The sequence below is a fragment of the Pseudomonas sp. SLBN-26 genome, from assembly GCF_006715895.1.
In the GTDB taxonomy this organism is placed as follows: domain Bacteria; phylum Pseudomonadota; class Gammaproteobacteria; order Pseudomonadales; family Pseudomonadaceae; genus Metapseudomonas; species Metapseudomonas otitidis.
Window position 1 is genome coordinate 1,147,058 of sequence record NZ_VFOB01000001.1, and the last position, 24,224, is coordinate 1,171,281.

Annotated in this window: 25 protein-coding genes and 1 pseudogene; 14 read left to right on the forward strand and 12 right to left on the reverse strand. The window is 66.7% G+C overall.

The genetic code is table 11. The features are described from left to right. Positions 1-10: 10 nt before the first annotated feature. Positions 11-1,093, reverse strand: coding sequence for a hydroxymethylglutaryl-CoA synthase (locus FBY21_RS05240; RefSeq protein WP_174244715.1), 1,083 nt, complete (start codon positions 1,091-1,093; stop codon positions 11-13). 516 nt (positions 1,094-1,609) lie between these two features. Here FBY21_RS05240 and FBY21_RS05245 point away from each other — a divergent pair. After that, positions 1,610-2,212, forward strand: coding sequence for a TetR/AcrR family transcriptional regulator (locus FBY21_RS05245; protein WP_044402906.1), 603 nt, complete (start codon positions 1,610-1,612; stop codon positions 2,210-2,212). Positions 2,213-2,254: 42 nt separating this feature from the next. Here the strand turns inward: FBY21_RS05245 and FBY21_RS05250 are convergent, their stop codons facing one another. Further along, complete coding sequence (locus tag FBY21_RS05250; RefSeq protein WP_142009191.1) at positions 2,255-3,139, reverse strand: DAPG hydrolase family protein; 885 nt, start codon at positions 3,137-3,139, stop codon at positions 2,255-2,257. Positions 3,140-3,294: 155 nt separating this feature from the next. Between FBY21_RS05250 and FBY21_RS05255 the strand changes: the two genes are divergently transcribed. After that, positions 3,295-3,963 carry a TetR/AcrR family transcriptional regulator gene (locus FBY21_RS05255; RefSeq protein WP_142009193.1) on the forward strand — a complete coding sequence of 223 codons (669 nt, stop codon included), beginning with the start codon at positions 3,295-3,297 and terminating at the stop codon, positions 3,961-3,963. A gap of 24 nt (positions 3,964-3,987) precedes the next feature. Here the strand turns inward: FBY21_RS05255 and FBY21_RS05260 are convergent, their stop codons facing one another. Then, positions 3,988-5,100 carry a YheT family hydrolase gene (locus FBY21_RS05260; protein ID WP_142009195.1) on the reverse strand — a complete coding sequence of 371 codons (1,113 nt, stop codon included), beginning with the start codon at positions 5,098-5,100 and terminating at the stop codon, positions 3,988-3,990. 294 nt (positions 5,101-5,394) lie between these two features. Between FBY21_RS05260 and FBY21_RS05265 the strand changes: the two genes are divergently transcribed. Both FBY21_RS05265 and FBY21_RS05270 read left to right on the forward strand, forming a co-directional pair. Beyond that, positions 5,395-5,955 carry an AAA family ATPase gene (locus tag FBY21_RS05265; RefSeq protein WP_142009198.1) on the forward strand — a complete coding sequence of 187 codons (561 nt, stop codon included), beginning with the start codon at positions 5,395-5,397 and terminating at the stop codon, positions 5,953-5,955. Between the two features lie 28 nt (positions 5,956-5,983). After that, positions 5,984-6,718, forward strand: coding sequence for a metallophosphoesterase (locus tag FBY21_RS05270; RefSeq protein WP_142009201.1), 735 nt, complete (start codon positions 5,984-5,986; stop codon positions 6,716-6,718). A gap of 50 nt (positions 6,719-6,768) precedes the next feature. On the opposite strand, the gene FBY21_RS05275 is transcribed toward FBY21_RS05270, so the two are convergent. Continuing rightward, a complete protein-coding gene (locus FBY21_RS05275; protein WP_142009203.1) occupies positions 6,769-8,847 on the reverse strand; it encodes a phosphocholine-specific phospholipase C in 2,079 nt (692 codons plus the stop codon). A gap of 561 nt (positions 8,848-9,408) precedes the next feature. On the opposite strand from FBY21_RS05275, the gene FBY21_RS05280 reads away from it, so the two are divergent. The 6 genes from FBY21_RS05280 (at position 9,409) to FBY21_RS05305 (ending at position 17,109) form a co-directional block, all read left to right on the forward strand. Beyond that, entirely contained in the window at positions 9,409-10,581 is a 1,173-nt protein-coding gene (locus FBY21_RS05280; protein WP_142009205.1) for a hydroxymethylglutaryl-CoA reductase, read from the forward strand. 156 nt (positions 10,582-10,737) lie between these two features. Next, positions 10,738-11,352: a TetR/AcrR family transcriptional regulator gene (locus FBY21_RS05285; protein ID WP_044402931.1), complete on the forward strand. Its 615-nt coding sequence runs from the start codon at positions 10,738-10,740 to the stop codon at positions 11,350-11,352. A gap of 71 nt (positions 11,353-11,423) precedes the next feature. Continuing rightward, positions 11,424-12,539, forward strand: coding sequence for an efflux RND transporter periplasmic adaptor subunit (locus FBY21_RS05290; RefSeq protein ID WP_142009207.1), 1,116 nt, complete (start codon positions 11,424-11,426; stop codon positions 12,537-12,539). After that, positions 12,536-15,625, forward strand: a complete 3,090-nt coding sequence (locus tag FBY21_RS05295) for an efflux RND transporter permease subunit (RefSeq protein WP_142009209.1) — start codon at positions 12,536-12,538, stop codon at positions 15,623-15,625. The genes FBY21_RS05290 and FBY21_RS05295 overlap by 4 nt, the downstream gene beginning before the upstream one ends. 51 nt (positions 15,626-15,676) lie before the next feature. Then, a complete protein-coding gene (locus FBY21_RS05300) occupies positions 15,677-16,483 on the forward strand; it encodes an oxidoreductase (RefSeq protein WP_142009211.1) in 807 nt (268 codons plus the stop codon). Between the two features lie 80 nt (positions 16,484-16,563). Then, positions 16,564-17,109 (forward strand): PaaI family thioesterase, encoded by a 546-nt coding sequence (locus FBY21_RS05305; protein WP_044402943.1) that lies wholly within the window; start codon positions 16,564-16,566, stop codon positions 17,107-17,109. Positions 17,110-17,171: 62 nt separating this feature from the next. Here the strand turns inward: FBY21_RS05305 and FBY21_RS05310 are convergent, their stop codons facing one another. Together FBY21_RS05310 and FBY21_RS05315 are read right to left on the reverse strand one after the other, a co-directional pair. Next, a complete protein-coding gene (locus tag FBY21_RS05310; protein WP_142009213.1) occupies positions 17,172-17,423 on the reverse strand; it encodes a hypothetical protein in 252 nt (83 codons plus the stop codon). Positions 17,424-17,610: 187 nt separating this feature from the next. After that, a pseudogene (locus FBY21_RS05315) lies at positions 17,611-17,757 on the reverse strand (general stress protein); the annotation flags it as partial. A gap of 262 nt (positions 17,758-18,019) precedes the next feature. Here FBY21_RS05315 and FBY21_RS05320 point away from each other — a divergent pair. Together FBY21_RS05320 and FBY21_RS29680 are read left to right on the forward strand one after the other, a co-directional pair. Next, positions 18,020-18,529 (forward strand): ferritin-like domain-containing protein, encoded by a 510-nt coding sequence (locus tag FBY21_RS05320; protein WP_044402951.1) that lies wholly within the window; start codon positions 18,020-18,022, stop codon positions 18,527-18,529. A 40-nt stretch (positions 18,530-18,569) separates the two neighbouring features. Next, positions 18,570-18,917 (forward strand): DUF2892 domain-containing protein, encoded by a 348-nt coding sequence (locus FBY21_RS29680; RefSeq protein ID WP_044402953.1) that lies wholly within the window; start codon positions 18,570-18,572, stop codon positions 18,915-18,917. Between the two features lie 35 nt (positions 18,918-18,952). Here the strand turns inward: FBY21_RS29680 and FBY21_RS05330 are convergent, their stop codons facing one another. Continuing rightward, the gene (locus tag FBY21_RS05330) at positions 18,953-20,119 is read right to left on the reverse strand and encodes a zinc-dependent alcohol dehydrogenase (RefSeq protein WP_142009216.1); all 1,167 of its coding nucleotides are present in this window, start codon (positions 20,117-20,119) and stop codon (positions 18,953-18,955) included. 405 nt (positions 20,120-20,524) lie between these two features. Here FBY21_RS05330 and FBY21_RS05335 point away from each other — a divergent pair, with 405 nt between their 5' ends. Beyond that, entirely contained in the window at positions 20,525-20,794 is a 270-nt protein-coding gene (locus tag FBY21_RS05335) for a hypothetical protein (RefSeq protein ID WP_074971378.1), read from the forward strand. A 53-nt stretch (positions 20,795-20,847) separates the two neighbouring features. Here FBY21_RS05335 and FBY21_RS05340 read toward each other — a convergent pair whose 3' ends face one another. The 4 genes from FBY21_RS05340 to FBY21_RS05355 form a co-directional block, all read right to left on the reverse strand. Further along, positions 20,848-21,216, reverse strand: a complete 369-nt coding sequence (locus FBY21_RS05340; RefSeq protein WP_044402961.1) for a general stress protein — start codon at positions 21,214-21,216, stop codon at positions 20,848-20,850. 201 nt (positions 21,217-21,417) lie between these two features. Continuing rightward, positions 21,418-21,918, reverse strand: a complete 501-nt coding sequence (locus FBY21_RS05345) for a ferritin-like domain-containing protein (RefSeq protein ID WP_044402964.1) — start codon at positions 21,916-21,918, stop codon at positions 21,418-21,420. A gap of 106 nt (positions 21,919-22,024) precedes the next feature. Continuing rightward, the gene (locus tag FBY21_RS05350) at positions 22,025-22,468 is read right to left on the reverse strand and encodes a DUF421 domain-containing protein (RefSeq protein WP_142009218.1); all 444 of its coding nucleotides are present in this window, start codon (positions 22,466-22,468) and stop codon (positions 22,025-22,027) included. A gap of 10 nt (positions 22,469-22,478) precedes the next feature. Continuing rightward, a complete protein-coding gene (locus FBY21_RS05355; protein WP_142009221.1) occupies positions 22,479-22,994 on the reverse strand; it encodes a hypothetical protein in 516 nt (171 codons plus the stop codon). A gap of 149 nt (positions 22,995-23,143) precedes the next feature. Between FBY21_RS05355 and FBY21_RS05360 the strand changes: the two genes are divergently transcribed. Beyond that, the gene (locus tag FBY21_RS05360) at positions 23,144-23,974 is read left to right on the forward strand and encodes an MBL fold metallo-hydrolase (RefSeq protein ID WP_044402973.1); all 831 of its coding nucleotides are present in this window, start codon (positions 23,144-23,146) and stop codon (positions 23,972-23,974) included. A gap of 24 nt (positions 23,975-23,998) precedes the next feature. Here FBY21_RS05360 and FBY21_RS05365 read toward each other — a convergent pair whose 3' ends face one another. Beyond that, a complete protein-coding gene (locus tag FBY21_RS05365; protein WP_044402976.1) occupies positions 23,999-24,223 on the reverse strand; it encodes a PLD nuclease N-terminal domain-containing protein in 225 nt (74 codons plus the stop codon). Position 24,224 lies beyond the last annotated feature (1 nt).

Below are 24,224 nucleotides of genomic sequence, written 5' to 3' on the forward strand. Positions count from 1 at the left end.
GTACGGGCGGTCAGAGGTAGGCGGTCAGGGCGTAGTCGGCGCGCAAATACTTGAATTCGTATTTGATCGACGTGCCGTAATCCACGTACACCTTGTTCTCCAGCACCTTGCGCAGCGGCTTGGCGCGCTGCTGGTAGGCGAGGATGGCGTCGGTGACCGTCAGCGCGATGGCATCGCTGCCGGCGCCGAACCCGTATGACGAGAGGAGGATCTTCTGCCCCGGCCGTGCCTGGTCGAGCACGTTGATCAGCCCCAGCAGCGGGCTGGCCGAACCGGTGTCGCCGACGCTGCCGGCGTAGATGCCGGGCTCGATCTGGCGCGGCTCGAAGCCCAGGTGGCGGCCCAGCGAGCGGGGGGTGGAGACGAGGTTCTGCTGGAACACCGCGTAGTCGTAGTCATGGCTGGAGGTGCCGAGCTTCTTGAACAGGCCGTGTACGGCGCGGGCGGTCTGCTCTTCCAGGCCGATGCTGTTCTTGTCAGAGCCCAGGCCCATGCCGGAGCGGATGTAGCGCTCGCCTTGCGGGCGGATGTTGTCGGCGACGTCGGCGGCGCAGGAGAAGCTGCCGTCGAACTCGGCGATCAGGTTGTCGCGGCCCAGCAGCAGCGCGGCGGCACCGGCGCCGGCGTAGGCTTCGGTGAGGTCGCCCGGGGCGGTGTTGCGGTTGATGGTGTCGGCACCGATGGCCAGGGCGTTGCGGGCCATGCCGGAGGCGACCAGGGCGTGGCCGATCTGCAGGGCCGAGGTGCCGGACTTGCCGGCGAACTGCACGTCGGCGCAGAAGGCGTCGTAGCCGCTGCCGAGCATCTCCAGGATCACCGCCGCCGAGGCGCGGGATTCATAGGGGTTGGTGCAGGTTCCCAGGTAAAGGGCTTCGAGTTCGGCGATGCCGCCCTGCTCCACCGCCTGCTGGGCCGCGAGGGCACCCAGGGTGATCACATCTTCGTCCGGCTGGAGCACGGCACGTTCGGTTATCCCTAACTGATCCCTGACCAGTCTCAGGTCGGCGTTACGCCAGACGCTGAGCACCTCTTCGACTTTCAGGCGGCACACGGGCAGCCCGTAGCCGTAACTGACAATTCCTGTCTTATGCACGGTCGTATTCCTCTTGAGCATTTTCATTGAGACAAGCCATCCCTTGCCGTCCGGAATGGGCAGCACGCAAATCACATCGAAAAAGGCACTCCTGCTTTCTAGTTCCGGGCGGGAACGCACGAGTCGTCCGCTCGCCACAGGGTGTCCGCGACGTCCGCAGGTTGTTTCACGGGCACCGATAGCTCTCTCACGCATGGGGCGTGCTTGCGTTGCCAGCGCCAACGGCGCTGTGCAGGGCATTGCGCAAACATCACCTTCCCGTCATCGACCTCCTTTTAGAATACGAAACGTACCGTATCTATTTTATGAAACACTTCAACTTCGTTTACCCAAGAGAGAGAGGTATCGGTAGCCGTGGTTACTTCTGCCGTGATATGTGACCGCCGACCTGATCCCCCCATCTCAAGAGGAAGTTTTGTTACAAATTCACTGCACGAAACGGTCCGTATCGTTTCGTAAAATCAGCCTATACCTTAGAATTCGTTTGTCAACACATTTTCTATGGGGACTTTTGCCTTGACTCGAACACGCTCACGAAGCTCCATCGGTTCGCTGCGTAGCCCGCATGCGCACAAAGCCATCCTCAAGTCGACGACCGAGATCCTGATGGAAAGCGGTTATGCCGGGTTGAGCATCGAGTCCGTCGCAAGACGGGCAAGCGCCAGCAAACCGACGATCTACCGCTGGTGGCGGAACAAGGCAGCGCTGATTGCCGAGGTGTACGAGAAGGAAAGCGAGCAGATCCGCATCTTCCCGGAACTTGGCTCGTTCCGCGAAGATCTCTCATTTCTTCTGCACAATCTCTGGAAGATCTGGCGGGAGACCATTTGCGGCCTGGCCTTTCGGAGCGTCATCGCCGAGGCCCAGTTGGACCCGGAAACGCTGGAGGAACTCAAGGATCAGTTCATGGAGCGGCGCCGGGAAGTGCCCAAGCGCCTGGTGGAAAATGCCGTGAATCGCGGTGAATTGCCGAAGGACATCAACCAGGACCTGCTGCTCGACATGATCTTCGGGTTCTGCTGGTACCGCCTGCTCACCGACCAGTTGCGGGCCGAAGAGGACATCGATGACTTCATCAACATGCTGACCAGCGGTGTCTGCGCCTCCCCCACCGCCTGACCAGCAAGACAAAGACCCGCAGGGAGCGCGGGTCGTCCAGGATCAGGCCGGTTGGCCTGAAAACTCGCGGTAGAGTTCCGGCAGGAAACTCGCCAGGTGATTGAACTCGCACAGGTCGTGCACCGCGAACTCGAATGCCAGCTCCTCCAGCCCGGCAGCATTCAGCCCCAGCCCCGCCAACAAGCCCTCCGCCCGTTCAGCACCGGGGAACCGCGCCATCGACGGGTGCGCACCGACCCAGTAACGGCTGGTCAGCCACATCCCCCCCTCCGTTTCCTTGAACAGGTGGACCATCAGCGACACCGGCACGTCCGGCTCCTGAGCCAGGCTCATCAGTGCACTCACGCTGCCATCGATCTTCGCCTCGCGGTACAGCGCCGGGTCCAGGCCCAGTTCCGACGGTTCGCGGAAGTCAATCTTCAGGTCCATCAGGCGCGAGCCGACGTACTCCGTGGCGCAGAAGCTGTTGCCGTAGAGCCGCTCGGTGAAGCAGCAGCCGTCGTCGCAGAGCTTGTGGGCGTTCAGGCAGGGATTCTTCACGTGCGCATAGGGAAACCAGAGCATGTAGCGCTCGGCTTCCAGCGGGTGCCAGAGGAACCACCACTCGAACATGCGTGCGCTACAGCCCGGAAAGAACTTCCGGCTCTGGACATAGGCCATCGGCCCGCTCAACAGTGCGTACCCGGCTTCCGCACTGCGGTAGTCGGGATCGAGCAGGCGATTGATGTCGTCCACCGACGGCGTCAGGGTCTGCTCAAGGGGCAACGGTCCGCGCTGCAACAGCTGCACGGCAGACAACGGGACCTGCATGTCGCCGCTGAAGAAGCGCGCGTAAGGCTTGCCGCGAATCGCTTCGCGGTTGCGCAGGAACTGCTTCTGCATCGGCAGGGAAAAATAACTGAATGGCACCATCACGCGTGTTTGCATTGAAGTAACCTGCATCGTTGGTTGCGATGGGGATCAGGCGCGGACGGATCACATATCTCACCTCCCTGCGGGAAGGTGTCGGCCCCTGAGACGCTAGGACAGGTCAAAAACAAAGTCAAATTTGAATTTAAACTAAGCCACTCAGAGTCGGTTCCATGACAGCTACAGAGCAGCAGCCCGCCGGTCGCGCCTCTCGCCAGGACGGCCAGGCTACACGCCAGCAGATACTCGAGATCGCCGGGCAGGTTTTCGCTGAACGCGGCTTCGCCAATACCACCAGCAAGGAGATCTGCGCCCGCTCCCAGGCCAACGCGGCTGCGGTGAACTACCACTTCGAGGGCAAGGACGGCCTCTACACCGCCGTGCTGCTGGAAGCCCACCAGCGGATCATGAGCCTGGAGACGCTGGAGGCGCTGTCCACCAGCGAGCTGTCAGGCCAAGACAAGTTGCGCCGGCTCATCGCCGAATTGCTGGGCAGCCTCGGCAGCCCCCGCCTGGCGTGGCCCGCCAAGGTGCTGGCGCGGGAGCTGCTCTCCCCTTCCCCGCTGCTGCCGGCCGTGCTGAAGATGGAGTCCTTCCCCAAGGCCCGCGCCGCACGCCGCATCATCGGCGAACTGTTGGGCCTGCCGGAGGACGACCCGGCGGTGCTGCGCAGTGCGCTGAACATCTTCTCGCCCTGCCTGTTCCTGCTGATCGCCCACGACACCCTCAGCACCACCGTCCTGCCCGGCCTCGACACCCAGCCGCAACCCCTGCTTGAGCACATGCTCACCTTCGCCCTGGGTGGCCTCGCGGCCATTGGCGAGCCGCACCGCGCCGGTTGAGATCCACCGGGCGGCTGCCCTGCCCTAGCGCTCTGCAGACGGGCGCTCGTGAACCGCCCGGAGAAACTCGGCCGCCAGGTGATGCGCCCATGAGCGCGCGGTGAACCCGGCGAGGTAGGCGCAGTGGCTGCCCCGCCGAGTGACCGCCAGCACGGTCCTGGGCATGCGTGCCATGGCGTGCTGGTGGTCGCGCACGTTGCCCACCACGCACACCGGATCATCCTCGGCGTTGAGCACCAGCAGCGGGATGCTCACCGCCTCCATCACGGTGATCGGGTTGCAGCTCTCCAGGTAGGCCTGCTGGCTGGGGTAGCCCGCGCACTCGTACAGGTGCCGGTGGAATTCATCCAGGCTCTGCGCGCCTTCCAGGACGGCCAGGCTGGGCAGGTGCGCCAGCGCGTCGCGGTTGGGGGTGACGAACTGGCGAACCAGCTTGCGCGCCATCAGGCGGGTGTAGGGCGCGCGCGAACGGGCGAAGGCCACGCGGATGTCGTAGCCCGGGCAGTAGGCGAAGGCGCCGCGCAACGGCGTCGCCTCGCCCTCCTCGCCCAGGTAGCGGATCAGCAGCCCTGTACCGGCGGAAATGCCGGCGGCGTAGAGCGGCGAGCGGGGGTAGCGCTCGCCGATCAGGCGCAGCTGCTCGCGCAGGTCCGCCGTGTCGCCCATGGTGTTGAAGCGCGGGCTGGTCAGCGGCAGCCGGCCGTGGCCACGGCGCTCGCAGAACACCACGCGCCAGCCGGTGAGCCGCTGCAGGTCCCGCACGAAGCCGCGCATGCTGTGGGGCGAGCCGGTGATGGTGTGCAGCACCACCAGGGTCGGCACGTCCGCCGGCACCTCGGCGCCGAGCCAGTGCAGCGCCGTGGTGCCGCCATCGGCCATGCGCAGGGTGTCGACCCGGTCGTAGGCCAGGCGCGGGGCGAAGGCCTTCTTCAGGCCCAGGCCGAGCAGTTGCAGGTGGCCGTTGAACAGCCAGGGCGTCGCCCAGAAGCGCCGGGTGAGGCGCGGCACCTGGGCGATCAGCGCCTGGTTCTCCGGGTTGGCCTGGTAGACCAGCTCCGGCTTGCGCGCCGCCGTGCGCAGGTAGTGGGCGCCGAGCCCGACCGCCAGCACGGGCAAGGCGGTGATCCAGATCGACATCGGAACTCCTCAATCAGACAGAAACCTGCCCCGGCAGGGGCCCACGCCCGCTCAGGTGCGCAGCTGGGCCCGGAGTATCTTGCCGATGGGCTGCTTGAGGCAATTGCATGTGGAAGTCGGTGCCCGCTTTGTCGACGGCCCCCTCAAGGGCCTGCGGTCAACGGTTACAGCTCTAGAGAACGCAAACGCACCAGACGGCTAGCACGCGCGCGTCCTGCCGGGGCTTTGAAAGGCAGGCCCTGATTGCCCTACCCTTGCCGCCCTGTCGAGGACGTACAGCGAGAAGGAGTCTTGATGCAGCGCGTGATGATCATCGGCCAACCCGGGTCCGGCAAAAGCACCCTGGCCCGCAGGCTGGGCGAACTGACCGGCTTGCCGGTCGCCCACATCGACACCATCCACTGGCAGCCGGGCTGGGTGGAACGCACCCGGGACGAGAAGAGCCGCCTGTGCCACGAAGTCGAGGCCCGTGAGCGCTGGATCTTCGAAGGCGGCCACTCCGAAACCTGGGACAACCGGCTCGCCCGGGCCGACCTGCTGGTCTGGATCGACCGCTCGGCGCCGCTCCGTTTCTGGCGCGTACTGCTGCGTACCCTGTCCCTGCGGGGCCGCACCCGCCCCGACCTGCCGGAGAACTGCCCGGAGCAACTGGGCAACCTCCCCGAGTTCTTCGGCTTCATGTGGCGCACCCGGCAATCGGCCCGGGCCAAGCTGGAACAGCTCGCCGCCACCGCGCCCTCCACCTGCCGCGTCGTGCGCCTGCGTTCCAACCGGGATACCGAGCGTTTCCTGGCGGACATCCAGGCATCCCGGGTCGTCTCAGGCCTACGCACCGGCGCGCCGCTGAACAACTGAACCCCCTCCCCCAGGCGCCAGTGCGACCATGCGTATCCACCTGCTGTCAGACCTGCACAACGAATTCAGCCTCTTCCAGCCCCAGGTGCTGGACGCGGACGTGGTGATCCTCGCCGGTGACATCGACCTCAAGGGCCGTGGCGTGCATTGGGCACGGGAGGTGTTTCCAGGCCAGGTGCTCTACGTACCGGGCAACCACGAGTACTACGGTGGCCACCTGAAGCGGACCCTGGAAAAGATGAAGGCCGCGCAGGACGCGCGCATTCGCGTTCTGGATAGGGACGAGGTGGTGATCGGTGGCACCCGGTTTCTCGGCGCCACCCTCTGGACCGACTACTGCGCATCCGGCAACCCGGCGATAGCCGCCTTCACCGCGCAGAACGGCATGAACGACTTCAAGAAGATTCGCACCGGCGAGTTCCGGCGGATCCGGCCCGCCGACCTCAAGGATGAATCGGTGCTGGCGCGCAACTGGCTGCGGGAGAAACTCTCCACGCCACATGACGGCCCGACGGTGGTGATCACCCACCACGCCCCGTCCCTGCGCTCACTGGTAGACAACCCCTACGCGGGCGGCCACATGGACGCCGCCTACGCCAACCGGTACGACGACCTGCTGGAGATGGGCGCGGACCTCTGGGTTCACGGCCACTCCCACACCGCGTGCGACTACAGGACGGGCACCACCCGCGTGGTGTGCAACCCGCGCGGGTATCCCGGCGAACTCACCGACTGGTCGCCTGAGCTGGTGCTGGAGCTTTAGGGCACTGCCAGCAGCCCGACCCGGCCCGCCCACGCGGGCCGGGTCACGCCTCAGAAGGTCAAGGTACCCAGCCCCATCCCCGGATCACTGAAGCTCGGGCGGCCGTCTTCCAGGTGGCCGCTGAAGCGCCGCAGGAAGCCGTCAACGCCCTGTGCGCTGACGCTGAAGTCGTACCAGTTGCCGCTGCTGCGCAGCGAGTAGCGCACCTCGCGGCGCTGGCCCGGGGCGACGGTCAGGGTCTGGCTTTCGCCGCGGTAGTACACGTTGTCCTTCACGGTCATGCGCAGGGGCTTGAGGCCTCGGTTGACCAGTTGCACCACCAGCCTGCCGAACAGCGGGTCGTGGTCGATGCGCACTTCGGGCTGAGGCGCCCTGCGGTCGGCAGCCGCCACGCGCAGGTTGCCACGGAACACCCGCAGGAAGCCGTTGGGGCCGTGTACTTCCAGGTGGTAGTCGCCGCTGGCGTCCCCCGTGAAGCGGTCATGCAGGCGCCGGTGGGCACCGACCGTGTAGCGTTTCGGCGCGCGGACGCTGTCCAGCAGGTCATAGACCTGGAACACCGCGCCGGCCTTGCCGGTGTTGGCGAAGGTCAGGCTCAGGGCTTCCTCGCGGACGCGGTAGCGCGCGTGTACGGCCAGATCGTAAGGCAAGGGGCGCGCACGGCGCAGGCCCATCTCCTGCTTGGGCATGGCGGCCACCGCTGGCGGCTTCGGCTTGGGCAGCTTCACCTGGCTGGCGACGATGGCGTCGGCCTGGCTGGTGTCCGGCAACCCCGGGAGTGCCCCGTTGTCGGGGTGGCTGAAGTCGAAGGCCGAGGTCAGGTCGCCACACACCGCACGGCGCCAGGGACTGATGTTGGGCTCCATCACGCCGAAGCGCTGTTCGAGGAAGCGGATCACCGAGGTGTGGTCGAACACCTGGGAGTTGACCCAGCCGCCCTTGCTCCAGGGCGAGATCACGTACATGGGCACGCGCGGGCCGAGGCCGTAGGGCTGGCTGCGGTAGCGGGTGTCGCCCAGGGTGTGCCATTCGAGGGTGGCGTCGGCGGTGGTCTTGCCGTGCAGCGTGCCGTCGGCGTTCAGGCCCGGCGCGGCAGGGGGCGCCATGTGGTCAAAGAAGCCATCGTTCTCGTCGAACATCACCAGCAGCGCGGTCTTGCTCCACACCTCGGGGTTGGCGGTCAGCGCGTCCAGCACCCAGGCAGTGTATTCGGCGCCCCAGATCGGGCTCGACGGGCCGGGGTGCTCGGAATACTTGGCCGGCGCCACGATCCAGGACACCTGCGGCAGCGTATTGGCCAGCACGTCGCGCTTCAGCGCATCCAGCTTCCAGGTGCTCAGGCCGTTGACGATCAGCGGCGAGTCCGGCCCGGCCGCGCGGTACTGGCGGAAGCCGATCAGCGGGTTGTCGGAGAAGTTGTCCGCCATGTCCTGGTACACGCGCCAACTGACGCCGGCGGCCTGCAGCCGTTCCGGGTAGGTGGTCCAGGTGTAGCCCTCTTCCACCGGGCCTTCGCTGTCGTGGTCGTTGGTGGTCACCGGGCCGCCGTGCTGGCCGAGCGGGTCGTTGGTGCCGGTCCAGAGGAACAGGCGGTTGGGGTTGGTGCCGCCCTGGAACGAGCAGTGGTACGCGTCGCAGACCGTGAAGGCGTTGGCCAGGGCGAACTGGAAGGCGATGTCCTGCTCCTTGTAGTAGCCCAGGGAGCGCTCGGTCTTGGCCGGCAGCCACTTGTCCATGCGCCCCTCGTTCCACGCCTGCTGGGCGTCGGGCCAGGTGTGCGGGGTGCCGTCAACGCGCTGGGCGCTGGTGGTGCGGGTGTCGAAGTGGTACGGCAGGACCTCGCCCTTACTGCCCTTCTGGTGCCACACGCGCTGGCCGTCGGGCAGCGGGATCGGCACGCGGTCGCCGAAGCCGCGCACACCCTTGAGGGTGCCGAAGTAATGGTCGAACGAGCGGTTCTCCTGCATCAGGATCACCACATGCTCGACGTCCTTGAGGTTGCCGTGGCGGCGGTGCGCGGGGATCGCCAGCGCCGCCTGGATGCTGGACGGCAGCAGGCTGCTGGCGACGGTGGCACCGACCGTGCCGGCCGCCAGCTGGATGAAGCTTCTTCTGCTTTTAGAAATCATCGGGGGAACTCACCAGGTCGTATGAGTGGCAAAAGGCTGCTGAGCGCTTCCATGACGCTGGCAGCGAGATGTTCGAACTCAGGCGACGCTAGTAACGGAAAAAGACGCTTTGGTTTCAGCGCGTCTTGCAATACCCATTCATGCAAACCCCGTCACGTTTCAACGCCATGTTTTTGGTCTAGGCCAGCTTTTGCTTGACAGGCTCTACCGACTGAACAGGACCAAGATAGAGCGATGGCTGAGATCGACTTGCCAGTACGCACCCTGCAGTTCGGGTGGTACAGACCAACGCCTTCAAAGGTGTCTGTCCTCTCCGGGTGTCGCAGCACATACAGGGTGAATAACGCTCTTTTCATCCACCCGGCGCAGCGGCTGGCAAGCACGCAAGGTGGACCGATGAAGCGCGGCTCACCCTAAGCCCTGCATCCGGTTGGGCGCTCAAAATTGACGCGTTGGATCATCCGATTGGCGTGGTCGGTCATGTCGCCTCCCCTGTCCTTGGGCACACTCGGGGTCATGGATCTTCACCTAGGCTGAACCACTCGACCGCAGGAGAGCACGATGTCCAGAGGCGCCCCCATTCCCCGCAACCCCGAGAACGACTACACCCGCGAGCAGGCCAGCCTGCGCCGTGACTTCATCAAGGAGCAGACCGGTGCCGCGCTGGACACGGTCGGCCAGTACGCCATCGACCCGGCTGTCACCCGCGGCAATATCGAGAACTTCATCGGCGTGGTGCAGATGCCCCTGGGGCTGGCCGGCCCGCTGCGCATCGAGGGCGAGCACGCGCGCGGCGATTTCTACATCCCCATGGCCACCACCGAAGGCACGCTGCTGGCCAGCTACAGCCGGGGCATGCGCGCCATCAGTGCCTCCGGCGGGGTGAAGACCACGGTGGTCAAGCACTCCATGCAGCGGGCACCGGTGTTCTTCTTCGAGGACGCGCTGCAGGCCCGCGAGTTCGGCGCCTGGCTGGTGCGCGAGTTCGAGGCGATCAAGGCGGCCAGCGAAACCACCACCCGCAGCGGCAAGCTGTTCGAGATCGAGCAGTACCCGGTGGCCAACATGCTCTACACCCGTTTCTGCTACACCACCGGCGATGCCGCCGGGCAGAACATGACCAGCAAGGCCACCTACGCGGCCTGCGAATGGATCAAGGCCAACCACCCGTTGCAGCCGCGCTACATCCTTTCCGGCGCCATCGACACCGACAAGAAGCACTCGGCCATGAACATGATCCAGACCCGGGGCAAGCGGGTGATCGCCGAGTTCACCCTCAAGCGCGAGGTGGCCCACGAGCTGCTGCGCGTCGACCCCGCCAACCTCTACCGCTACCGGCAGATCGCCGCCGTGGGCGCCTTCCAGGCCGGCTCCGCGTACAGCGGCGCGCACTCGGCCAACGGGCTGGCGGCGATGTACATCGCCACCGGGCAGGACGCGGCCAACGTGGCCGAATCCCACGGCGGCATCACCTACGGGCAACTGCTGGAGAACGGCGACTACTACTGGTCGGTGACCTTGCCCGCGGTGATCTGCGCCACCCATGGCGGCGGCACCAACCTGCCGACCCAGCGGGAATGCCTGGAGCTGCTGGGCTGCCACGGGGCCGGCAAGGCGGACAAGCTGGCGGAGATCATCGCAGCCGTGGTGCTGGCCGGCGATGTGTCCCTGACCTCCGCGATCCTGGCCGGCGACTGGGTCAGCAGCCACGAGGCGCTGGGGCGCAACCGCTGATGGCATAGGCCGCAGTGGGCCAGGTCATCGCGATTGCCATCACACCCTGAGCTGTCGGCCGGGCGCCCCCACTGGGAACAGCGGCGCTTTATGTGACCCCGTGACATATTGGTCACTCGTTGTTCCCGGTCCTTTCGCTCTGTAGGCTATGCGCCCATGAATACGACACCCCCCTCCCGAACGGCCCGCGGGCCGGTGGACCATGAGGTCCGTGACCAGATCGTGGCTGCCGCCACCGAACACTTCAGCCTCTACGGCTTCGAGAAGACCACGGTCTCGGACCTGGCCAAGGCCATCGGCTTCTCCAAGGCCTACATCTACAAGTTCTTCGAGTCCAAGCAGGCCATCGGCGAGATGATCTGCTCGAACTGCCTGCGCCAGATCGAGACGGAGGTCCGTGCCGCCGTCGCCGAGGCCGAGCACCCGCCGGAGAAGCTGCGGCGGATGTTCAAGGCCATCGTCGAGTCCGGTCTGCGCCTGTTCTTCCAGGACCGCAAGCTCTACGAGATCGCCGCCTCCGCCGCCACGGAACGCTGGCCGGCCGCCCGCGCCTACGAAGGGCGCATCCTCGAGCTGCTCCGGGACATCCTGCAGCAGGGCCGGGAGAGCGGCGACTTCGAACGCAAGACGCCGCTGGACGAGACCGTGAAGGCGATCCACATGGTCCTGCGGCCGTACCTCAACCCGCTGCTGCTCCAGCATGGGCTGGACTACACCGACGAAGCCCCCCTCCTGCTCTCCAGCCTGGTGTTGCGCAGCCTGTCACCCTGAATAGTGACCATTGACTAATTTGGTCACAAGAATCAAAGTGAGGCTCCCTATGACTTCGCAATGGGTGCCTCATGCTTCGGCACAGCTTTTCTTCCCTCCTCCTGGTCGGTGTCGTGCCAATGGCGCTGGTCGCCTGCGGCGAGCCGCCGGCACACGATCCGCGTACTGAAGCGCCGCTGGTCCGCACCACCTTCCCCCAGTCGGCGGACGCGGCGACACGCGCCTTCACCGGTATCGTCGCCGCCCGGGTACAGAGCGACCTGGGCTTCCGCGTCTCCGGCAAGGTACTGGAGCGCCTGGTCGACACCGGCCAGGCCGTGAAACGCGGCCAGGTGCTGCTGCGCCTCGACCCGGCAGACCTGAAGCTGGCGGCCAACGCCCAGCGTGAAGCCGTTACCGCTGCCCAGGCGCGGGCCAGGCAGGCGCGCGAGGATGAGGCCCGCTACCGCAAGCTGCGAGGAACCGGTGCCGTCTCGGCATCGGCCTACGACCAGTACAAGGCCGCCGCGGACACCGCCCTGGCGCAGCTCAGTGCAGCGCAGGCGCAGGCCGAGGTGGCACGCAACGCCACCCGCTACGCCGAACTGACCGCAGACGCCGATGGCATCGTCATGGAGACGGTCGCCGAGCCCGGCCAGGTGGTGAATGCCGGCCAGGTGGTGGTCCGTGTCGCCCATGCCGGCCCCCGGGAGGCGGTGGTGCAGCTACCGGAAACCTTGCGCCCGGCGGTGGGTTCCACTGCCCAGGCATCGCTGTTCGGGAAAAGCGATCTCCGCGTCGCGACCCGCCTGCGCCAGCTCTCCGACGTGGCGGATCGTCTGACGCGCACCTTCGAAGCGCGCTACGTGCTGGAGGGCGAACTGGCCAATGCCCCGCTGGGGACCACCATCACCGTGCAGGTGGCGGATGGGCAGCCCGGCGCGGCCGGCGAACAGCAGATTCCTGTCGGCGCCCTGTACGACGCCGGCAACGGCCCTGGCGTGTGGGTCATCCAGGGTGAGCCGGCGCGTGTGGCCTGGCGCCCGGTCGCAGTCCACCACCTGGGCGCCGAGCAGGTGCGCATCGCTGGGAGCCTGCAACCGGGCGAGCCGATCGTTGCCCTGGGCGCCCACCTGCTGCACGAGGGGCAGCCGGTCCGCACGGCAGACGCCCATGCCGTCGCCGCCGTCGAGGAAGTGCGTCCATGAGCGAGGGCCGCTTCAACCTTTCCGCGCTGGCCGTGCGCGAGCGCGCCGTCACGCTGTTCATGGTCTGCCTGATCTCCCTGGCCGGGATCGTGGCCTTCTTCAAGCTTGGGCGGGCGGAAGACCCGGCTTTCACCGTCAAGGTCATGACCATCGTCACCGCCTGGCCCGGCGCCACCGCCCAGGAAATGCAGGACCAGGTCGCCGAGAAGCTGGAAAAACGCCTCCAGGAACTGCGCTGGTACGACCGTAGCGAGACCTACACCCGCCCCGGTCTGGCGTTCACCACGCTTACGCTGCTGGACACGACGCCGCCATCGGAGGTGCCGGAGGCGTTCTACCAGGCCCGCAAGAAGATCAGCGACGAAGCCAAGCTGCTGCCGGCGGGGGTGATCGGTCCGCTGGTCAACGACGAGTACTCCGACGTGACCTTCGCCCTCTATGCCCTCAAGGCCAGGGGCGAACCGCAGCGCCTGCTGGTGCGTGACGCCGAGACCCTGCGTCAGCGGTTGCTGCACGTGCCCGGGGTGAAGAAGGTCAACATCATCGGCGAGCAGGCCGAGCGCATCTACGTCGAGTTTTCACATGAACGCCTGGCCACCCTTGGCATCGGCCCGCAGGAGGTGTTCGCTGCGCTGAACGGCCAGAACGCGCTGACCCCGGCAGGCTCCGTGGAGACCCGTGGGCCGGAAGTGTTCCTGCGCCTCGACGGCGCCTTCAATGAGCTGCAGAAAATCCGCGACACTCCGGTGATCGCCCAGGGGCGCACCCTCAAGCTGTCCGACGTGGCCACGGTCCGGCGCGGCTATGAAGACCCGGCCACCTTCCTCATCCGCAACGGTGGCGAACCGGCCCTGCTGCTGGGCATCGTCATGCGCGAAGGCTGGAACGGCCTCGACCTGGGCAAGGCACTGAACGACGAAGTGGGCGCCATCAACGCCCAGCTGCCCCTGGGCATGAGCCTGAGCAAGGTCACCGACCAGGCCGTCAACATCAGCGCCTCGGTCGACGAGTTCATGATCAAGTTCTTCGTCGCCCTGCTGGTGGTGATGCTGGTGAGCTTCCTCAGCATGGGCTGGCGCGTGGGCGTGGTGGTGGCGGTCGCCGTACCGCTGACGCTGGCCCTGGTGTTCGTGGTGATGGCCGCCACCGGCAAGAACTTCGACCGCATCACCCTGGGCTCGCTGATCCTCGCCCTGGGCCTGCTGGTGGACGACGCCATCATCGCCATCGAGATGATGGTGGTGAAGATGGAGGAAGGCTACAGCCGCATCCAGGCCTCGGCCTATGCCTGGAGCCACACCGCCGCGCCGATGCTTTCCGGCACCCTGGTCACCGCCGTCGGCTTCATGCCCAACGGTTTTGCCCGCTCCACCGCCGGCGAGTACACCAGCAACATGTTCTGGATCGTGGGGATCGCACTGGTCGCCTCCTGGCTGGTGGCCGTGGTCTTCACGCCCTACTTCGGCGTCAAGCTCCTGCCGGACTTCAAGAAGGTCGAAGGCGGCCACGAAGCCCTCTATGACACCCCTCGCTACAACCGTTTCCGCACGCTGCTCGGCCGCGTCATCGCCGGCAAGTGGCTGGTTGCCGGCTCGGTGGTGGGGCTGTTCGTGATCGCGATCCTCGGCATGGCGCTGGTGAAGAAGCAGTTCTTCCCCATCTCCGACCGCCCGGAAGTGCTGGTGGAGGTGCAGATGCCCTACGGCACCGCCATCGCCCAGACCAGCGCCGCCACGGAGAAGGTCGAGGCCTGGCTGGCCCAGCAGAAGGAGGCGCGCATCGTCACCGCCTATGTCGGCCAGGGCGCCCCGCGCTTCTTCATGGCCATGGGCCCGGAGCTGCCTGACCCGTCCTTCGCCAAGATCGTGATCCGTACCGACAACCAGGACGAACGCGAGGCGCTCAAGCACCGGCTGCGCCAAGCGATAGCCGAGGGTCTGGCCAGCGAGGCACGGGTCCGCGTCACCCAACTGGTGTTCGGCCCCTACTCCCCCTTCCCGGTGGCCTACCGGGTCAGCGGCCCGGAGCCGGACACCCTGCGGCGGATCGCCGGCGAGGTGCAGGCAGTGATGGACGCCAGCCCGCTGATGCGCACCGTCAACAGCGACTGGGGAACCCGGGTGCCGACCCTGCATTTCACCCTGCAACAGGACCGCCTGCAGGCCGTAGGGCTCACCTCCAGCGCGGTCGCCCAGCAACTGCAGTTCCTGCTCAGCGGTGTGCCCGTGACCGCCGTGCGCGAGGACATCCGCACCGTGCAGGTCATGGCCCGCGCCGCCGGGGACATCCGCCTCGACCCGGCCCGGATGCTGGACTTCACCCTGGCCGGGGCCAACGGGCAGCGCATCCCGCTGTCGCAGGTGGGCGAGGTGCAGGTGCGCATGGAGGAGCCGATCATGCGCTGGCGCGACCGCGTGCCCACCCTCACCGTGCGCGGCGACATCGCCGAAGGGCTGCAGCCACCGGATGTCTCGACCGCCATCAGCAAGCAGTTGCAGCCCATCATTGACAGGCTGCCCAGCGGCTACCGCATCGAACAGGCGGGCTCCATCGAGGAGTCGGGCAAGGCCAGCAAGGCCATGCTGCCGCTGTTCCCGATCATGCTGGCGGCCACCCTGGTCATCATCATCCTGCAGGTGCGCTCGATCTCGGCGATGGTGATGGTGTTCCTCACCAGCCCCCTGGGCCTGATCGGCGTGGTGCCCACGTTGCTGCTGTTCCACCAGCCGTTCGGCATCAATGCGCTGGTGGGGTTGATCGCCCTGTCGGGCATCCTCATGCGCAACACGCTCATCCTCATTGGGCAGATCCGCCATAACCAGGACGCGGGCCTGGAGCCCTTCCAGGCCGTGGTGGAGGCCACCGTGCAACGGGCCCGCCCGGTGATCCTCACCGCGCTGGCGGCGATCCTCGCGTTCATCCCCCTGACCCATTCGGTGTTCTGGGGAACCCTCGCCTACACCCTCATCGGCGGCACCCTCGCCGGTACCGTGCTGACCCTGGTGTTCCTGCCGGCCATGTACGCCATCTGGTTTGGCATCCGCCCCATTCCCAACCAGGCAACCGCGGAGGTGCAGCCAGCATGAACCCTGCCCCCGCTGCCTTCAAGCCACCAAGAGGAACCAAGAGGAACCACCATGTCGAACCCTGTTGTCGTTCTTGTCACCGGCGTGTCGTCGGGTATCGGGCGCACCACGGCCGAACGGCTGGCGCAACGCGGGTGCCGCGTGTTCGGCAGCGTGCGCCGCATCGCCAGCGCCCAGCCGATAGCCGGCGTGGAGCTGGTGGAACTGGATGTCCGCGACGAGGCCTCGGTCAACCTCGGGGTCCAGCAGGTCATCGCCCAGGCCGGGCGCATCGATGTGCTGATCAACAACGCCGGCGTGACCCTGCTCGGCGCCACCGAGGAAACGTCGATTGCCGAGGCCCAGGCCCTGCTGGATACCAATGTCCTCGGCATCCTGCGGACCACCCGCGCCGTCCTGCCCCACATGCGTGAACAGGGCGGCGGCCGCATCGTCAATGTCAGCTCGGTGCTGGGCTTCCTGCCGGCGCCCTACATGGCGCTCTACTCGGCCTCCAAGCATGCCGTGGAGGGCCCGTCCGAGACGCTGGACCACGAGGTGCGCCAGTTCGGCATTCGTGTCGCCCTGGTCGAGCCCTCGTTCACCCGCACCCAGCTGGACCTCAATGCACCCCGGGCCGCCCTCGCCCTGCCTGCCTACGAACGCGAGCGTGGCCTCGTGTCCCGCAGCATCGAAACGAGCGTACGCAAGGCACCGCTGCCCGACAGCGTCGCCGCCACCCTGGTCGAGGCCGCACTGGGGCCCTGGAAGATGCGCCACACCCCTCGGGGCGAGGCCTCGTTGCTGCGCACGCTTCGCCGCTTCATGCCCGCCGGGGCGGTGGAGAAAGGCCTGAGGAAGACTTTCGGGCTCGCCTAGGCCGAGCCTGTTCCACACTGAACCCACCCTTGAAACCACCCAACGCACGCCGCCCGGTCCCCGGCGGCAACGGAGGCCACATGGATACACACCCCACGACAGTCAACTGGGCCAGCCAGCAGGCAGAGGCGCTGCAGCGGATGCGCGAAGGCGGCGGCCAGCCGGGCCTTGCCCGACCTGAGCAGCTCGCGGGCAAGAGCGGTCGGCAGATCCTGGAAGGGATGATGTCCGGCGAACTGCCCTACCCGCCGATGAACGACACCATGAACATGACGCTGCTGGAGGTGGGCGACGGGCGTGCGGTGTTCCAGGGCACTCCCCTGGCTGGGCACTACAACCCCCTCGGCACGGTCCACGGCGGCTGGTTCGCCACCCTGCTGGACTCCGCCCTCGGGTGCGCCGTGCAGACCTCGCTTCCAGCCGGGCGCTCCTACACCACCGCCGAGCTGAGCCTCAACATCGTGCGCTCGGCCTCCCACCGGACCGGCCCTTTAAGGGCTGTCGGCACGCTGATACACGGTGGGCGCCAGGTCGCTACGGCCGAAGCCCGCATCGAGGACGAATCCGGCAAGCTCTACGCCCACGCCACGACCACCTGTTTCGTGTTCGACCTGCCTCCCCAGTGATGGCAGAACGACCGGCCCGATGCCCGCGTGCCGGTCATGGCAACCCTGAACGAGCCTGCTGCTCAGGTCGGTTCGTCTTCAGGTTCCGGCGGCACCGGCTCGATGCGCCACGGGGCCTGAGCATCGTCCCGTGTCGCCTGCCAGCCGGGTTCGAGCCCGGCGAGTTCGGCCATGGAGGGATCCAGGTCGAGCACATGGCCAAGGCCGACGATGCACAGGTCTTCCAGGGCCTCGCTCTCGTTGTCGAGGAACTGCCAGCCGTGGTCGTCCTCGTCATGGACGACGTGAAGGATGGGCTTGCGTTTGTCGATCACGCTTTTCGAAACGATGGTCGCGCAGTTCGGCGGTTGGTCGAAGGGCCACATGGGGAGCCTGCCAGCAGAGTGGGAGCGCTGCAGTATGCCTGCCCCGCCACGGCCGCACGAGGCGCGCCATCACGAATCCCCGACGTTCTTCCAGGCAAGAAAAAGCCCGCCGAAGCGGGCTTTTCCCTTTTCGCCATCAGCGTCCGCCGCCGTGGCTGTTCTGGCCACCCTTGCGGCCGGCCTCGGAGGCCTTCTCACGGTCATTGGCGAAGTTGCCACCGCTGTTATGGCCGCCCTTGCGGCCGGCTTCGGAAGCTTTCTCGCGGTCGTTGGCGAAGTTGCCGGGGTTCTTGTTGGTGGTCATGTCTTCATCCTCTCTTGGCAGGCCGACGTTGGCCTCACAGAAGGTACGAACAGCCCCCTTGCGGATCGTTCTGAACGAATCGCGCTTCGCCGCGCTTGCTGCCCGACGAGCGGTCCCCGCTGATGGAGCGCTGATATCAACCACCCCGCATCACCGGCCCCGTGGTCAGGAACCTTGAACCCGTCCCGGCACCTCCGCTCCATACCTTCGTCATCCCGACATCAAGACGGAGACCACCCCGATGGAAAAGACCCGATCCCACCTGCTGGACTGGCTGCGTGATGCGCACGCCATGGAGCAACAGGCCGAGCAGATGCTCAAGGCGCAGTCCTCGCGGCTGGAGCACTACCCCGACCTCAAGGCCCGCATCGACCAGCACCTGGAGGAGACCCTGGGCCAGCAGAAGCTCCTGGAAGAAGCCCTGGCGCGCCTGGACAGCAGCCCGTCCACCCTCAAGGACATCGGCGGCAAGCTCATGGCCTTCGGCCAGGCCGTGGGCGGCATGACCGCCACCGACGAGGTGATCAAGGGCGCGATGGCCGGCTACGTGTTCGAGAACATGGAGATCGCCTCCTACACCGTGCTCATCGCCGCCGCCCAGGCCGCCGGTGACGTCGAGACCCAGCGTGCCTGCGAACGCATCCTGCCCCAGGAGGTGGCCATGGCCGACTGGCTGAGGGAGCACCTGCCGAGCCTCACCGAGGCCTTCCTGGCCCGCTCCGAAGCCCCCGAAACCCCGGCCAAGCGCTGAGCCCGGCTCGCCAACGGCCCACGACACGAGGAGACACGACATGAACCACGAGTACCAGAACGTTCACGGCATCGAACGCGCCCTGTCCCTGGGCACCGGGCTGGTGGCCCTGTGCACCGGCATCCACCGTGGCGGCACCGCCGGCACCCTCAAGGCCCTCACCGGCGCGCTGCTGCTGTGGCGCGGCACCACCGGCCACTGCGCCATGAAGGGCATGGTCACCGACCTGGAAGGCGAGCTGGAGTACCTGCGCCAGCGCATCGCCCGCCTGCGCGAGGCCCTGCCCAAGGTGGACAACGCCCAGGGCAAGGCACGCACGCCGACCGAGGCCAAGGTCGACAACGCCATCGAGGAAACCTTCCCCGCCAGCGACCCGATCTCGCCCTGACCTGCGAGGGCGCCCCACCCGGGGCGCCCCTTCGCCTAGGGGCGGAGGATCACCTTGCGACAGCCCTCCTCCTTCTTCTCGAACAGCCGATAGCCCTCCGCCGCCTCTGCCAGCGCCATGCGGTGGCTGATGATCACCTCCGGTTTCAGCGCGCCGGTCTGGATGTACTCCAGCAACGTGGGCAGCGTCGGGTGCACGTGGGTCTGGCCCATGCGGAAGGTCAGCCCCTTGTCGAAAGCGTCGCCGAACAGGAAGCCGTGCATGAAGCCGGCATACACCCCGGGCACGCTCACCACCCCGCCCCGGCGCACCGCCGCGATGCACTGGCGCAGCGCGTAGCCGCTGCTGATCTCCAGCTTCAGCGTGGTCAGAATCGTTTCCGTGGTGCTGCCCTTGGCCTCGAAGCCCACGGCATCGATCACCGCATCCACCCCCCTGAACCCGGGCGTGTTCTCGATGATGGCCGCCGCCGGGTCGTCGATCCGGTCGAAATCGATGGGGATCACGCCGTAGGTCTGGCGCGCGTACTCCAGGCGGTACGGGTGGTGATCGACCATGAAGATCAGCTCCGCCCCCAGCATCCGCGCGCAGGCCGCGCTCATCAGCCCCACCGGCCCGGCGCCGAAGATCGCCAGGCTGCTGCCGGGGCCGATGCCGGCGTTGACCACCGCCTGGTAGCCGGTGGGCAGGATGTCGCTGAGGAACAGCACCTGCTCGTCGTCCAGTTCGTCCGGCACCTTGAAGGGCCCCACGTTGGCGTGGGGCACCCGTACCAGCTCGGCCTGGCCACCCGGCACACCCCCGTAGAGGTGGCTGTAGCCGAACAGCGCCGCGCCCGGCGGGATCTGTTTCTTGTTGAGGATGGCGCCGCGCCCGGTGTTGGTGGTCTCACAGGCCGCGTGCAGGTTCAGCTGGCAGAAGAAGCAGCCACCGCAGGCGATCACGAAGGGCACCACCACCCGGTCGCCCGTGCGCACGGCCGTTACCGCGGGGCCCGTCTCCTCGACGATGCCCATGAACTCGTGGCCGAAGATGTCGCCGTGCTTCACCTGGGGGATCTTGCCCCGGTAGAGGTGCAGGTCCGAACCGCAGATGGCGGTGGCGGTGACCCGCAGGATGATGTCGTCGGGCTGCTCGATCACGGGATCGGGCACCCGCTCGACGCGAACGTCGTGGCTGCCGTGGTAGGTCAAGGCCTGCATGGGATTCTCCTGGTTGGGGGCTACCCCTGTCGGAAAACCTGCCCGGGCGACTGTTCAGGGAATCGGGATGAACGGTCGGAAGGGCCCGGAGAGAGGCCGCCCGGGTCGCCTGCGTCCCGCATGGGGCGCGGCTTTCCGACCAATGGTGTTTCGATACAGGAGTTGTACGGAGAAGGGCCATTGACAGCTAAATGCAACCCTTGGCGTCGGCAAATCTCTACAGCGCTTCGCCTGTGCCTTGCTGCGAGCCTTTCCCACCGATGACAAGGCCCTGAGCCATCATTTACAGCGCGTGTTCAGCCCCTAGTCTAGGAAGTCCGCACAGTGACTTTTTTGCTCGGAGGCTTCCCTTCCGTTGTTCTTCCGTCGCTGCACATTCGCCACCACCCTGAACCAGGGGGTCCCATGTTCCTTAGCGAAATCAGTCGACTCTTCGAACTCAACATGCCCGGCTACAGCTGCAAGGCGATCCGCCAGGAGGATGGCTCGCTGTCCTGTCAGTTCACCGACCGCAACAGCCAGGCCACCATTACCATCACGGGGTTGACCACCGCCGAGGTGTGCACGCCTGAGGCCGTGGCCGACGTGAGCAAGAGCTTGCTGGAAGAAATTGCCTGCGCCACCGGTGACGTCCATTCCCTGCTCCCCCCGCTGGCCTTGCCCCAGCGCTGGTAGCTTCCGTCCCGAGGCATGCGGGAGCCCGCCGGGCGGCGGGCTCCCAGGGAGGGTTACTCCCGGTCCTTGCCGCCGTGGCTGTTCTGGCCGCCCTTGCGGCCCGCCTCGGAGGCTTTCTCGCGGTCATTGGCGAAGTTGCCACCGCTGTTCTGGCCACCCTTGCGCCCCGCTTCCGCAGCGCGTTCCGGGTCATTGGCGAAGTTGCCGCCGCTGTTCTGGCCGCCCTTGCGCCCGGCTTCGGCAGCACGCTCGGGATCGTTGGCGAAGTTGCCACCACTCACCTGGCCACCCTTGCGTCCGGCTTCGGCAGCGCGTTCCGGATCATTGGCGAAATTGCCGCCGCTGTTGTGACCACCCTTGCGTCCCGCTTCGGAGGCTTTTTCACGGTCGTTGGCAAAGTTGCCCGGGTTATCGTTCGACATGATGAATCTCCTGTGACAGGCAGGCCGGAATTGGCCTTGCAGAGGTTCTGAAACGGGCCGAAAGGAAGTGTTCGATCTTTTTAGGCTTCGCTAAGTCATTGAATGACAAGCGGTTATCGATGATTTCCGGGTGATATCAAGGCTCGCTACGACACCTGTACAACCCCGCTGCCGGCAGCAGCGGGGTTGTACAGGCAGGCCTCAGCGGGACTCCATGGTGGCGGCCTGGTTGCCACCCTCCTCGGCGATCTTGCTGAGCTTCTCGTCGGTGCTCTTCTCCTCCGCCAGGGTGTCCTTCAGCGGCCCGATGGCCTCCTTCAGCCCCAGGTGCTTGGCCATGGCGATCAGCGTGCCGTAGCTGGCGATCTCGTAGTGCTCCACCTTCTGCGCGGCACCGATCAGGCCGGCATCCAGCACCGGGCCCTTGTCGATCTCGTCGATGAGCTCCTTGCCCTCTTCCACCAGGCCTTCCATCGCGATGCACTTCACGCGCTTGAGCTTCAGCCCCAAGGCGTCCACCACCTGGTCGATACGCTCGATCTGGCCCTGGGTTTCCTCCAGGTGCGCCTGGAAGGCCTCGACGAGGATCGGGTTGCTGGCCGCACGGGCCATCTTCGGCAGGGCGCGGGTCAGTTGCTTCTCCGCGCTGTAGACGTCGGACAGTTCGTGGATGAACAGGTCTTGAACGGTTTTACGGGCCATGGGTTGCCTCCAGATGGTTTCGAGTCATGGGTCCGGGCCTCTCCAGAGGCCTCGGGAAAGTCGACTCGGGGGGGTGGCAACCCGTTCCAGTTTTATCCCCGTGCGGTCACTGCGCGGGAATGATGGAGATCTTCCCGTTGCGCTCGACGATGGCGTAGCGGATCTGTTCCAGCCGCTCCAGGCCGTGCTTCTCGCGGGCGGCTTCGAGGATGTCCGCCTCGCGCAGGCGCGCCGCGTCCAACCGGCTCTTCAGGACCGCGCCGTGCTCCACCACGATCACCGGCGAGCCTTCCAACCAGAGGTCGAGGCGCGGCCAGCGCCACTGCAGGCGGGTGAGCACCACGTCGATGCTGATCAGCGTGACGATCACCAGCACCGCATTGGTGACCGAGAAATCGTCCCCCAGCAGCGCCTGCTGGGTGGCCTCGCCGATGATCAGCAGCAGCACGAAGTCGAAGATCGTGATCTCCGACAGGGAACGGCGGCCGGAGAACTTGAAGATCACCAGCAGGGCGAAGTAGATGGCGGCAGCGCGGAATACGGCATCCATGGCGGGCTCCTCAGGGGTAGATGAACTGGGTGACCGGCACCTGCCGGTCACCCACGCGGACCTGGCTGCGGAACAGCCCCACGCCGTCGGCGCGCAGGGACAGGAACAGCCGCACCCGCCCCTGCTCGTCCGCCGTCACGTCCAGGGCCAGGCCGTTGCCCCCGGCGGTGCGGCTTGCCGCCGGCTGCGGCTGCAGGCTTTCCAGGGTGGAGCCCTCCAGCAGCTCGCCGAGCAGTTCCACCCGGGCCTTGGGGCCCGCGCCATGCACGTCCACCACCAGGGTGGAGGTGGCCCCGTTGCGCAGGAAGCGTTGCCAGGTCACCTGCAGGCGCCCGTCCTCGGAGGCCGCCTCGGCATGGCTCAGCGGGCCCTTGGCGAACAGCCCGGCCACCGTGAGCGCCACCAGCGCCCCCAGTATCCAGATGCCCACCCGCTCCAGCGCCCACTGGCGCCGCTGCACGTGGAGGTTCTCCTGCACCGGGTAGTGGCGCTCCTGTTCATCGGACGGATCGAGGCGGGGCAGCATGACGGCGCTCCTGGGTGATGGGCCTTGCTTCACAGACCCCGTGCCGTGCCGCCCGGTTCGAGTGATCGACGGCACCGCCCGGTCAGGAAACCGGAACCTCCGCCGCCGGCCCCTGCCAACCGCAGACACCCAGGCAACCGGAGACCACCATGCACATCCATCACCTCGACTGCGGCTGCATGTGCCCCCTGGGCGGGGCCCTCTACGACGGGTTCAGCACCGGCCTGCGTGCGCACCTGGTGTGCCACTGCCTGCTGCTGGAGACCGCCCACGACGGCCTGGTACTGGTGGACACCGGCTTCGGCCTGCGCGACATGCGCCAGCGCGGCGCCCGGCTCAGTGCCTTCTTCCGCCGGCTCAACAACATCCGCTACGACACCAGCCTTACCGCCGTGGCCCAGGTCCGACGGCTCGGCTACCAGCCCGACGACGTGCGCCACATCGTCCTCACCCACCTGGACTTCGACCACGCCGGCGGCCTGGAGGACTTCCCCCGGGCCACCGTGCACCTGATGGAGCGCGAGCTGAAGAGCGCCGAGGCCAGCACCGGTTTCTTCGGCCGCCGGCGCTTCGTGCCCGAACAGTGGAAGCGCGTGAAGCGCTGGCAGATCTACCGCGAGCAGGGCGAGCAGTGGAACGGCTTCAATGCCGTGCGGACCCTGCGCGGGCTGGAAAGCGAGCCCCTGTGCCTGCTGCCGCTGGCCGGGCACACCCTGGGCCATGCCGGGGTTGCGGTGCAAGGGCCCAACGGCTGGCTGCTGCACGCCGGCGACGCCTACTTCCACCGCGCTGAGGTGCGCCACGCCCAGCGGCATTGCCCGCCAGGCCTGCGCTTCTACCAGTGGATGATGGACACCGACGGCAGCGCCCGGCGGCGCAACCAGCAGCGCCTGCGCCACCTCTCCCTCAGCCGCCCGGACATCGAGCTGTTCTGCAGCCACGACGCCCTGGAGCTGAAGCGCCTGAAGCAACCGGCCTGACCCTCGGGCCAGGCCGGCACGGCACTACTTGCTGTGTTCCGGGGACGACGGGCCGCGGCCCAGGCCCCGGGGCCCGGCGATGCCCCAGTAGACCAGCCCGAGCACCGGGAACAACGAGATGCCCAGCGCCCACAGCGCCTTGGTTTCAACCGACTTGCTGCTGCGGAAGACGCTGATGATCGCCCACAGGTCGAGCAGGACCAGGATGCCGGCGACGGCGATCCAGAAGTACGTGACGGGATCGGACATG

What these genes read in the sequence shown, in the direction of transcription:
- FBY21_RS05295 (WP_142009209.1), top strand. Translation starts at nt 12,536, where the DNA reads ATGAGCGAGGGCCGCTTCAACCTTTCCGCGCTGGCCGTGCGCGAGCGC.
- FBY21_RS05250 (WP_142009191.1), bottom strand. Translation starts at nt 3,139, where the DNA reads ATGCAAACACGCGTGATGGTGCCATTCAGTTATTTTTCCCTGCCGATG.
- FBY21_RS05345 (WP_044402964.1), bottom strand. Translation starts at nt 21,918, where the DNA reads ATGGCCCGTAAAACCGTTCAAGACCTGTTCATCCACGAACTGTCCGAC.
- FBY21_RS05350 (WP_142009218.1), bottom strand. Translation starts at nt 22,468, where the DNA reads ATGGATGCCGTATTCCGCGCTGCCGCCATCTACTTCGCCCTGCTGGTG.
- FBY21_RS05320 (WP_044402951.1), top strand. Translation starts at nt 18,020, where the DNA reads ATGGAAAAGACCCGATCCCACCTGCTGGACTGGCTGCGTGATGCGCAC.
- FBY21_RS05270 (WP_142009201.1), top strand. Translation starts at nt 5,984, where the DNA reads ATGCGTATCCACCTGCTGTCAGACCTGCACAACGAATTCAGCCTCTTC.
- FBY21_RS05335 (WP_074971378.1), top strand. Translation starts at nt 20,525, where the DNA reads ATGTTCCTTAGCGAAATCAGTCGACTCTTCGAACTCAACATGCCCGGC.
- FBY21_RS05285 (WP_044402931.1), top strand. Translation starts at nt 10,738, where the DNA reads ATGAATACGACACCCCCCTCCCGAACGGCCCGCGGGCCGGTGGACCAT.
- FBY21_RS05330 (WP_142009216.1), bottom strand. Translation starts at nt 20,119, where the DNA reads ATGCAGGCCTTGACCTACCACGGCAGCCACGACGTTCGCGTCGAGCGG.
- FBY21_RS05280 (WP_142009205.1), top strand. Translation starts at nt 9,409, where the DNA reads ATGTCCAGAGGCGCCCCCATTCCCCGCAACCCCGAGAACGACTACACC.
- FBY21_RS05360 (WP_044402973.1), top strand. Translation starts at nt 23,144, where the DNA reads ATGCACATCCATCACCTCGACTGCGGCTGCATGTGCCCCCTGGGCGGG.
- FBY21_RS05275 (WP_142009203.1), bottom strand. Translation starts at nt 8,847, where the DNA reads ATGATTTCTAAAAGCAGAAGAAGCTTCATCCAGCTGGCGGCCGGCACG.
- FBY21_RS05265 (WP_142009198.1), top strand. Translation starts at nt 5,395, where the DNA reads ATGCAGCGCGTGATGATCATCGGCCAACCCGGGTCCGGCAAAAGCACC.
- FBY21_RS05355 (WP_142009221.1), bottom strand. Translation starts at nt 22,994, where the DNA reads ATGCTGCCCCGCCTCGATCCGTCCGATGAACAGGAGCGCCACTACCCG.
- FBY21_RS05290 (WP_142009207.1), top strand. Translation starts at nt 11,424, where the DNA reads ATGCTTCGGCACAGCTTTTCTTCCCTCCTCCTGGTCGGTGTCGTGCCA.
- FBY21_RS05365 (WP_044402976.1), bottom strand. Translation starts at nt 24,223, where the DNA reads ATGTCCGATCCCGTCACGTACTTCTGGATCGCCGTCGCCGGCATCCTG.
- FBY21_RS05305 (WP_044402943.1), top strand. Translation starts at nt 16,564, where the DNA reads ATGGATACACACCCCACGACAGTCAACTGGGCCAGCCAGCAGGCAGAG.
- FBY21_RS05340 (WP_044402961.1), bottom strand. Translation starts at nt 21,216, where the DNA reads ATGTCGAACGATAACCCGGGCAACTTTGCCAACGACCGTGAAAAAGCC.
- FBY21_RS05300 (WP_142009211.1), top strand. Translation starts at nt 15,677, where the DNA reads ATGTCGAACCCTGTTGTCGTTCTTGTCACCGGCGTGTCGTCGGGTATC.
- FBY21_RS29680 (WP_044402953.1), top strand. Translation starts at nt 18,570, where the DNA reads ATGAACCACGAGTACCAGAACGTTCACGGCATCGAACGCGCCCTGTCC.
- FBY21_RS05260 (WP_142009195.1), bottom strand. Translation starts at nt 5,100, where the DNA reads ATGTCGATCTGGATCACCGCCTTGCCCGTGCTGGCGGTCGGGCTCGGC.
- FBY21_RS05255 (WP_142009193.1), top strand. Translation starts at nt 3,295, where the DNA reads ATGACAGCTACAGAGCAGCAGCCCGCCGGTCGCGCCTCTCGCCAGGAC.